Below are 9645 nucleotides of genomic sequence, written 5' to 3'. Positions count from 1 at the left end.
GGTCTGCCTGTGGTGGTGGCCTCCCCTCTCCCGGGCTCCCCCAACACCGCTGTCCTTCGGTGTACCTCACTCGCTTGCAAGCCGCTATAATCGATCCGGTGCAGATATATGTCCCGTCATTTGGAAAGATTGCTGCATATTGATACGTTGTTGCGAAGTCATGAACCCCATGCCTAAAGGCAGGGGCTTGTAGGAAACTATTGTGGCTACGCCGCTGATGAATTCTAGAAGTCCACATGACCAGCCTAAGTTCTGCGAGAACTCCCTTCAGAGCAAGAGTTAAAGTTCCTACCTTGAGATGCGCTGGAATTGACCAGTCAAGAGCCAGTCTCAAGCCCTAGAACCAAAAAATTAAACATCCGTACAAGGGTTAAGGAAGTGTTTTTTGGAAAGTACCGACTCTGAAGATTGGCGAGGCTCACATTACCCCGTAAGGGAGATTAAAACTCATGTTTGTATTCGTGTTAGACAGCAACAAGAAACCCTTAAACCCAACTCATCCTGCTAGGGCCAGGAAATTGCTCAGAACTGGCAAGGCTGCTGTGTTCAAAAAATATCCATTCACAATCATTTTGAAACAGGAGGTTATAGAACCGAACAATCAAGAACTAAGAATTAAGATTGACCCAGGTGCAAGGACAACGGGCATAGCCATTTTGCGGAACGAATCTGTTTTGTGGGCAGCAGAACTAACCCATAGAGGGGTTCAAATTCGAGATGCACTGACCTCAAGGAGACAGTTAAGACGTTCTCGCAGAAATCGCCAAACCCGTTATCGTCAGTCTAGATTCAACAATCGGAAACGTCATGATGGATGGTTGCCACCTTCTTTAATTAGTCGAGTTGATAACATCTTGACTTGGGTTAAACGACTATTGCGCTTATCACCAATTACGGCTATTTCGACTGAGTTAGTAAGATTTGACACCCAATTGATGCAAAATCCAGAAATCTCTGGAATTGAGTATCAACAGGGCGAACTTGCTGGATACGAGATCAGGGAATATATGCTGGAAAAATGGCATCGCAAGTGTGCTTACTGCGGTGTTACCGATACTCAATTAGAAATTGAGCATATTATCGCTAAGTCCAAAGGTGGCTCTAATCGGGTATCTAACTTGACGTTGAGCTGTACAAAGTGCAACCAAAAGAAAGGTAATAAATCTATTGAGCAATTCTTGAAAAACAAGCCGGAATTACTCAAATCAATTCTGACTCAAGCTAAGCGATCGTTGGCTGATACGGCAGCAGTTAATGCTACTCGTTGGAAACTGTTCAATTCCCTTAAAGGGTTAGGTTTACCTGTAGAGACTGGAACTGGAGGTAGAACTAAGTATAACCGTTGTCGTCAAAATCTCCCTAAGCAACATTGGTTAGATGCTGCAAATGTAGGTGCATCAACTCCAGAGAATTTAAAAATTCTGATATCAGAACCTTTGATTATTAAAGCGACAGGACATGGTAACCGTCAAATGTGTGGAACAAATCGCTATGGATTCCCTATTCGCCACAAACAGAATGTCAAGAAGCATTTTGGTTTTCAAACTGGCGATATAGTTAAAGCTGTTGTCACAAAAGGCAAAAAGATGGGGACTTATGTTGGTCGTGTTTTGTGTCGAGCTACAGGCAGTTTTGATATCGCAACGGCTACAAGTCGAGTGGCAGGAGTTTCTCACAAATACTGTTCATTCATTCACAGGAGCGATGGGTATGCTTATCAATAATGATTCGCTTATGCTCAATTGTTTATCTAAGGGGAAAACTTTCCTCCCCATGCGTGAACGACTCTTTCTTCCAGTTTTCCCCTTACCAACCCCGTTTTTTCGGTGAAAATCGACCGACTACCGGGAAACTGGCGCAAGTGTTGGAAGTGAGCGATCGCAGCCAGTCCCATAATTTCTCGATTGCATTATGGGTTAGATAATAGGCTACTGCCAGCACTAGCATCTACTTTTTGGACAATTTCGCTAATTTTGAGCAAAATATTACATTTTATGAGTATTGAGTACTGTTTATGCCTTTTATCTAACCATAAGTCTGCTTTTTATAAGCTTACACAAACGCTCATCAGTTCATCATCATATTTCTCGTAAACCTAATTCACCCGAAGAAGTTAATGCAGAGCCTGCTCGAATTTGCTAACATAACAAATAATCTGTCTGGATAATTTTTTAGTGTTATTCCAAATAATCGTGGGGTAGGTAGCGTTCATACAATACCCCACTACTTAGATTTAAACCGATAGTTTTCGTCAAATACAAAGAGTGTTCGGCTACCTTAAAAACTGGAGAAATAGCGTATGAAAAATTCAAATTGCTTACTCAAAATTTCAGAAGGTTGCAAGAACCCTGAACACAGTGGAGATGTGATTTTTGTTCATGGACTAATGGGTCACGCACGAGGCACTTGGCATCCAAAGGAGAAGCATGATGATGATAATTTTTGGCCTGCTTGGCTGGGAAAAGATCGGTCAGACTTTGGTATTTGGTCTTTTGGGTATGAAGCTAAAGCCTTTGAATGGCAAGGTAAAGCCATGCCGCTTTTTGATCAAGCGAGTAATTTACTGGATTGGTTGGAAATCCATGATATGGGTCAGCGGCCTTTAATATTTATTACTCACAGTATGGGTGGTCTTTTGGTTAAAGAGATGCTTCGTACCGCTCAGAATTACAAATACCAAGAGATTATTGAGCAGACCAAAGGAATTGTGTTTCTAGCGACTCCCCACACTGGTTCCCATTTAGCCAAATTAATCGATAATATTGGTACTCTAACACGAACAAATGTCAACGTTGAGGAACTAAAAGCACATGCGCCTCAGTTGCGTGCGCTCAACGAATGGTTTCGAGAAAATGTTGATGATATGGGAATTGCCATAAAGGTCTATTATGAGACCCAACCTGTATATGGAACTTTGGTTGTAGATCCCGATAGTGCCAATCCTGGGATTAAAGGGTTAAAGCCTGTTGCAATTCCAGATAACCATATTTCTATAGTTAAGCCCAGCTCAACAGAAAGCCAGGTATATATCAGTGTTAAAAAATTTATAGAAGACTGCTTTAAACCTACTGTGCAACCGCTTCAACTTAAGCATAAACTTGTTGTTGATGAGGGAAAACAACTTGAGGAAATGAGCATTGATCAACGAAGTGGCGGTATATATTTTGGAACTGGCAAAGTTCAAATCAATGGGGATATCGTAGGACGCGATCAGCAAAAATTCAGCAGTTAATACTTGGAGCAGTTTGTAAATAAATACGCAAACTGCTCAAACAATATATTTAATGCAGGGTGTACTTATGACTTATTTTTTATGGTTGAGAATATAAAAGGAAGTTGAGTGATGAATGGGAACCATGAAGAAAATCGACCATCAAACGAGCAACCTGCTGAAAATCCAGAGTCTGCTGCTAAAAGTAAAGAAGCTAAGGAGTCAAATTCCCCCAAAACATTAGAAGAGTTTATCAAAAACTTTGCAGGCAGCAATAGTTCTAAAAGTATTTCTGAATTCTTGCAAGGGTTAGGAGCTGCAAATGTATTCATTGATGCCCGCAGTGGAGGTGCTTATTTTACAGACAGAGTAGATATTACGGGCGATGTAGTAGGAGTCAATCAGACCAAATGGACTAGGGTTTCAGCCAAACGCAGTTCTGTCAAAGAAGTAGCTGGACAAGTATTAAGTGCAGATATTGAAAAAGTTCGCAGTGTTTATGTTGAAACTGCCAGCTACACTCAGGCAAAAAGCATTTTAAGTGAGAAGCATGTTCTAATTTTATGTGGCGATTCAAACTATGGCAAACAAACTACTGCGATTCACCTGCTTGCGATCTTGACTGCTGAAGAGATTTTTGAAATAAACCCAACAGTAGAAGACCTCAGTTCATTTCAGTGTGAATCAGCGCAGATGTATGTGATTGACACCCTTGCGCCTGATAGTGCAGAAAAACTCAATAGTTATGTGCTGAATAGTCTGAGTCAGAAACTGAGGGAGCAACAAAGCTATCTTGTGATAACGGTAGATAGTCGTGCGCGTATTTCCCAAGAAACTTTGGGCAGGTATATCCTCAATTGGAGGAACTTACCAACCTGTGAAGAACTGCTAACAAAACATCTTGCATGGTATCTAAAAGACCAAGCAATGCTTAATAGCAGTCACGCTTTAACTCAGATAGATTCAGTACGCGAATGGCTGACAAATAAATTACTGCCTGGTGATGTAGATCGGTTAGCAGAACTTCTTGCCAAAGTGGTGAAGAGCGAACTAACTCTTGAAGACGCGCTGGCACGTTTCAGCCTGCGTACAAACGAAGAAGTTGAATCATGGTTTGACAAGCACTCAGATCTGAATCAGCATACGTTTATGATTACTGTGGCAGTTTTGAATGGGATTAACTATCAAGAGGTTATCAATGCTAGTGAGAATTTACAATCGCTCATCAAACCTCCTTCAGATGAGGAAAAAGCATCTGTTCCTACAAGCAAACGCAGCCAAAAACTCAAAGAATTTCGTACTCATTTAGTTCAGGGATATCAAAATACTGAATTTGGACTGAGTTCAGTTGAGCTGATTGAGCTGGATAATCCTGCTTTTCAGCCAGCTATCTTATCTTATGTTTGGCATGAGTACGATCAATATCGCAAACCGCTGCTTAAATGGTTGGAAGATCTAGGGTCGCACAGTAACTTTGAGGTTCAGATCAGAGCAGCAGCGGCAGTTGGTGAACTGAGCAAGTATGCCTTTGGAGATGTTCTCGATCAAGTTGTTAGACTTTGGGCAAAAAGTCAAAATCAAGATCGGCAGTTGCAAAGATTAGCAGCACTAGCCTTAAGTATTCCTGTATTTGAAAGCAATCTTGCTCCACAAGTGCTAAAGTTACTACATTACTGGAGTACGTTAAAAAATAACTTAAACTTGCCTTGGACAGCAGCAACTGCTTATTCCGGATATGTTGGGTTGCGATTTCCTGATATTGCGCTTAGGGATCTGTTTGCGATCGCTCAGTCGGGAGACGGACAATTACTATCAGCAGTAGCTGACAGCGTAGCTAGTATTTTTAATGCTGGCTTCTATTTTACCGTTCTGAATGCGATCAAAGCATGGACAGGGCAGGCAAATACTGAGGTGACAGCCCAGTTTGGTTTGCTAATCTTTTGGGTACTCATACATGAGGCAAAAGTTGCGACAGACTCGAACAAAGATAACTGGCCTACATTACTTTGGCTTGTCTGGGAAGAAAAGAAACTTGTCAAGGAAAATCCCAAGACAGTTCAAGTATACGAAGACTTAGTAATTTGCCTATTGCAGCGAGCCTTAAATCTAAAAGTAACACGCAAACTTGTTTTACAGGAAATCCGCAAATGGCTTCAACTCGTAGATGACGATCCCGAACATAAACTTTACGAAACAGTAGGGTCAATCATCTTTACATTAGCTGCTCAAGGAACCTGGCAGGAACGAGAACGTATCACTTACTACCTTGAACAATGGAAATCGGTTGAAAAGCCCAACGCTGCAAATAAAATTTTATCAAAAATCAAAAAGCATTTGAATATTTAGTACAGGAGGTAACACGATGGCAGATACATACAATCCAATCCTCAGCAGAGAAGAGATTGGTCGTTGGCGGCTATTTCAGCAACGTCCAGTTCCTGATCCAGGAACCGCACTTGTTTTCTCTGGTGAGGGACAACCTTTACTCACGATCAAACAAGGTCAAAGGGGACCCACTAGCGGGGAAATTGTTTGGGGTAAATATAACCTGCTTTATAAGGTAGATATGACTGAACACCCATTAAGTTTCCAGAGCAACATACCTTGTGCAACAGATGCTTTTGATTTCCACACCGAGGTCAAGTTCATTTGTTCGGTGCGCGAACCGGAAATGATTGTACGACGCAATGTAACTGACGTTCGTCAATTCCTAGAACCCTTGATCGTCGAGGTCATGCGAAGCATCAGCCGTAACTATAAGGTTGAAGAAAGCGAAGTTGCGGAACGTCAGATTAGCAATAGGGTCAAGCAAGAAATCTATGATGCAGGATTCCAACTCAATCGCTTCGTACTTACACTGTCTTTAGAACAAGAAGTACGCGAACGAATTCGAGAGAAAAAACGCATTCAAGATACAACTGAAATAGAAAAAACCAAGATCAAAAGCCAGATAGAACTGGAAGAACAAGCACAAAAGTTAGCGATGCAGCGCCAACAATTCGAGCTTGAACTCATGAAAGTCAAGATAGACTTCTATAGTCCAATGCTCCAAGCTGGCAATTGGCAAATGCTCGCCATGCAACTCGCGCAAAATCCTCAAGATATTGCAGTCGTAGTAGAAGAAATAAATCGCCAGAAGCAAATTGACAGAGAGCATCAGATGAAAATGCTGAAAATGCTGCTAGATGAAGATGCTTTGGAAGGTTCTCAGATTAGTGAAGTTGGAAAACGTGTGCTGCAAGGTTTAATTGCCATGACTGAACAGTATACACCTGCACTGGGAAGCAGTTCGGCTAACAAATCAGAAAGTAAAAAAACTGACTCAAAAATAGATGAAGCTGACAATCAAATCCCAAAGGTTACCAAACCAGATTTTAACTACGATGAGGATGAGTAGTTTTTCTACACACTAGAGAGGCAAATATTCATCATGAGCGAGTTCCTACAAACGATTCTTCGACCAATCTGGGAACTGCTTGTGCCGATACCAATGCCGTGGCGGGCTTTAATTGTTTTGTTGGTTTTAATGCCCGCCCTATCTTGGCTTTTTTGGCGAGCATTTCCCTGGTTACTTGCTAAACTTTCACAACTGTTTTCAATCTGTACAGAAGTTGTGGCAAAAGTTATGCTCTGGTTTGAAAACTTGCTCACACAATCTCTGCGAAAACGAGGCAGTCAACCGCCGAATGTCATTTACATTTTTGACGACTTGATTGGCGGAATAGTGCTTCTTGTTAATGCAGCAAACGAAAAGCTGGATAAAATTTTTAGGTATGCGTTAACCCAACGATGGCTACCTCGTAAAGGATGGTTTGTAACAGCAGCGATCTTATTACCATTCCTCTGGTATGTACGTCCTATCCTTGGAGAAACTACTGTTACTCAATTTATTAATAGTGGGTTGATGTGGTGGGACTCGCTTGAAGGTTGGGTGCTGACTGGCAAATGGACACCCTATACTCTAAGCAGACAGTCACCTGAGCAATTCATTCGAGATTATTTTTCAAATATTAATAATGGTCAGTATTCAGCAGCCTGGAATTTTTTAACTCCTGAATACCAAAGAAATGCACCACGCAGTTACAATGAATATTTAGAGTGGTGGGAAAAAAAAGTCGAGCGAGTGGAGATTATTCAACTAAGCCAATTCTCACAAGAGCTTAAATATGCGACGGTAGATGTTCGTTTGCAATACTTTATGAAAAGAACTCAAAAGTTATCTAAACCAGAATCTGTACGCTACTTTCTGATTTGGGATATTCAAACTGGCACGTGGTTGATTAATGGTTCTAAATACCTTTAGCTGTGGGCTATCCTCCATTTTAATTACATTTGATGCCAATAGGCGTTGAGTGCGGATAAAATTAAATCGCTAAAATTGTATAACGAAGCTTGCACCCTACTGGGCTATTAACTTATGAATGAATCCAGGCTCGATCTATCAAAACCTATTGGCGAGTGTTCTACTCAGGAATTACTAGAAGCCAAGATGCGGCGGTTTTTGCTGGACGCCGATTGCATTCTGAACTGGAAAAACAGGAAGATGAAGAATGGGAAGATTTATATCTCGAAAGTGAAGAATTAGGTTTGCGCGGGCGAGTCGATGCACTTCGCACGCGCGATCGCCAAATTATCCCCTACGAACATAAACGCGGTCGCTGTCACCGCGACGAAAACAATCAACCCCAAGCTTGGGAGAGCGATATGCCTCCGGCACGCTGCGCGAACGCATCCAAATTCTCGCCTATTGTTGTCTCCTCGAATCTGCCCTCAACATCACGGTTAAAGAAGGTCGCATTCGCTACCACGCCGATAACGTACTGATAAAAGTTCCCTTCGATGATGCAGGACGAGAAGCGGTGAAAGCTGCTATTAAACAAGCACGTGAGCTTCGCAACTCTCTCCATCGTCCCCCCGTCACCGATAACGAACGACTCTGCGCTCGGTGTTCTTTAGCACCTGTTTGTTTGCCGGAAGAAGCGCGACTCGCACATAACCGCGAATGGCAACCAATTCGTTTATTTCCTGAAGATGACGAACGGGAAATTATTCATATTTTAGAACCGGGAACTAGCGTCGGGAGAACGGGAGAACAAATCAAAATTACTCGCCGGAATCAACCTGTAGAAACTATTCCCGCCCAACGAATCGGACAAATTGTCATGCATAGTTTTTCCCAAATGTCAACCCAAGCATTGCATTTTTGTGCGGCGCAAAATATCGGCGTGCATTTGATTTCTGGGGGAGGTCGCTATGTGGGGAGTTTTGATACGCGGACGGGAAGTATTCAGCGGCGAATTCGTCAGTATGCGGCTTTAAGTAACCCGGAAACTTGTTTGGAATTTGCCAAAAAACTGGTGACTTGTCGCGGTCAAGGACAGCGGAAGTTTTTGATGCGGGGACGGCGCGGGAAAGGAGAAGGGGCGGAGAAATTGGAATGGGCGATCGCGCAAATCCAACGTGTGCTAAAACAAATCCCCAAAGCCAAATCTTTGGCATCGTTGCTAGGATTTGAAGGCAATATAGCGGGGTTATATTTTGGCGCTTTACCCGCTCTGATTTCCGAAACCGTTCCTAAAGAGATGGGGTTTAGCGATCGCAATCGTCGTCCGCCGAAAGACCGATTTAACTGCTTAATTAGTGCGGGTTATAGTTTGCTGATTAAAGACATCATGAATGGCATTCTCACAGTTGGATTAGAACCGGCTTTGGGATTTTACCACCAACCGCGCACGCAAGCACCGCCTTTAGCACTCGATTTAATGGAAATATTCAGAGTGCCGCTGGTGGATATGGCTGTGATGGCTTCGGTGAATCGCAATCAGTGGGATGTGAAGGCAGATTTTGACCTGGGAAAAGACCAAGTTTGGTTAAGCGAATCCGGGTGGCGCAAGTTAATCGATATTTACGAGAAACGCAAGCAAGAAACTTGGAAACATCCGGTGACTAATTATTCTTTGACTTATCGTCGTTTGTTTGAGTTGGAAGTGCGGCTGTTGGAAAAGGAATGGTGTGGAGAAGGGGGTTTATTTGGTCACTTAGTCGTGCGGTGAAAAATTAGTTCCGCCCAGGAATAAATTTCCAACTTGTAGAGACGTTACATGTAACGTCTCTACAAATCAAACAATCTCAGTCCGTTTCAACGGACTTTCGCTAAAAGCCCTTGGAATTGATGATGCTGTTGGCAAAGTCGGAAAACCTAACCCCCCAACCCCCTTCCCTGCAAGGGAAGGGGGAGCCGGAAAGCCCCTCCCCGCAAACAAACCCCCTCAATACAGCTATTCCTCTTCTGGACTGCAAGGGAAGGGGGAGCCGGAAAGCCCCTCCCCGCAAACAAACCCCCTCAATACAGCTATTCCTCTTCTGGACTGCAAGGGAAGGGGGAGCCGGAAAGCCCCTCCCCGCAAACAAACCCCCTCAATACAGCTATTCCT

8 protein-coding genes are annotated in these 9645 nt (G+C 42.9%); 7 read left to right on the top strand and 1 reads right to left on the bottom strand.

Annotated features, from left to right (window positions below; genetic code table 11):
* The first annotated feature begins 449 nt into the window (after positions 1-449).
* The gene (gene iscB / locus ACE1CM_RS33565; protein WP_374883214.1) at positions 450-1724 is read left to right on the top strand and encodes an RNA-guided endonuclease IscB; all 1275 of its coding nucleotides are present in this window, start codon (positions 450-452) and stop codon (positions 1722-1724) included.
* 26 nt (positions 1725-1750) lie between these two features.
* On the opposite strand, the gene ACE1CM_RS33560 is transcribed toward iscB, so the two are convergent.
* On the bottom strand, positions 1751-1894 hold the full coding sequence (locus ACE1CM_RS33560; RefSeq protein ID WP_374883213.1) for a hypothetical protein: 144 nt from the start codon (positions 1892-1894) through the stop codon (positions 1751-1753).
* A 405-nt stretch (positions 1895-2299) separates the two neighbouring features.
* On the opposite strand from ACE1CM_RS33560, the gene ACE1CM_RS33555 reads away from it, so the two are divergent.
* The 6 genes from ACE1CM_RS33555 (at position 2300) to cas1 (ending at position 9264) form a co-directional block, all read left to right on the top strand.
* Positions 2300-3232 carry an esterase/lipase family protein gene (locus ACE1CM_RS33555; RefSeq protein WP_374883212.1) on the top strand — a complete coding sequence of 311 codons (933 nt, stop codon included), beginning with the start codon at positions 2300-2302 and terminating at the stop codon, positions 3230-3232.
* Positions 3233-3343: 111 nt separating this feature from the next.
* Entirely contained in the window at positions 3344-5557 is a 2214-nt protein-coding gene (locus ACE1CM_RS33550) for a hypothetical protein (protein ID WP_374883211.1), read from the top strand.
* A gap of 16 nt (positions 5558-5573) precedes the next feature.
* Positions 5574-6608: a hypothetical protein gene (locus ACE1CM_RS33545; RefSeq protein WP_374883210.1), complete on the top strand. Its 1035-nt coding sequence runs from the start codon at positions 5574-5576 to the stop codon at positions 6606-6608.
* Positions 6609-6641: 33 nt separating this feature from the next.
* Positions 6642-7514, top strand: coding sequence for a hypothetical protein (locus ACE1CM_RS33540; RefSeq protein ID WP_374883209.1), 873 nt, complete (start codon positions 6642-6644; stop codon positions 7512-7514).
* Between the two features lie 155 nt (positions 7515-7669).
* Positions 7670-8035: a hypothetical protein gene (locus ACE1CM_RS33535; RefSeq protein WP_374883208.1), complete on the top strand. Its 366-nt coding sequence runs from the start codon at positions 7670-7672 to the stop codon at positions 8033-8035.
* Positions 7930-9264, top strand: a complete 1335-nt coding sequence (gene cas1, locus ACE1CM_RS33530) for a type I-MYXAN CRISPR-associated endonuclease Cas1 (protein ID WP_374883215.1) — start codon at positions 7930-7932, stop codon at positions 9262-9264. The genes ACE1CM_RS33535 and cas1 overlap by 106 nt, the downstream gene beginning before the upstream one ends.
* Positions 9265-9645: the final 381 nt, after the last annotated feature.

The sequence above is a fragment of the Microseira sp. BLCC-F43 genome (genome assembly GCF_041929235.1).
In the GTDB taxonomy this organism is placed as follows: Bacteria; Cyanobacteriota; Cyanobacteriia; order Cyanobacteriales; family Aerosakkonemataceae; genus Microseira.
The sequence above is the reverse complement of the archived record's forward strand: the minus strand, read 5'-3'. Positions and strand labels throughout refer to the sequence as shown.

Coding starts and splice junctions, on each gene's coding strand:
- ACE1CM_RS33550 (WP_374883211.1), top strand. CDS start 3,344: ATGAATGGGAACCATGAAGAAAATCGACCATCAAACGAGCAACCTGCT.
- ACE1CM_RS33555 (WP_374883212.1), top strand. CDS start 2,300: ATGAAAAATTCAAATTGCTTACTCAAAATTTCAGAAGGTTGCAAGAAC.
- ACE1CM_RS33540 (WP_374883209.1), top strand. CDS start 6,642: ATGAGCGAGTTCCTACAAACGATTCTTCGACCAATCTGGGAACTGCTT.
- ACE1CM_RS33560 (WP_374883213.1), bottom strand. CDS start 1,894: ATGGGACTGGCTGCGATCGCTCACTTCCAACACTTGCGCCAGTTTCCC.
- ACE1CM_RS33545 (WP_374883210.1), top strand. CDS start 5,574: ATGGCAGATACATACAATCCAATCCTCAGCAGAGAAGAGATTGGTCGT.
- iscB (WP_374883214.1), top strand. CDS start 450: ATGTTTGTATTCGTGTTAGACAGCAACAAGAAACCCTTAAACCCAACT.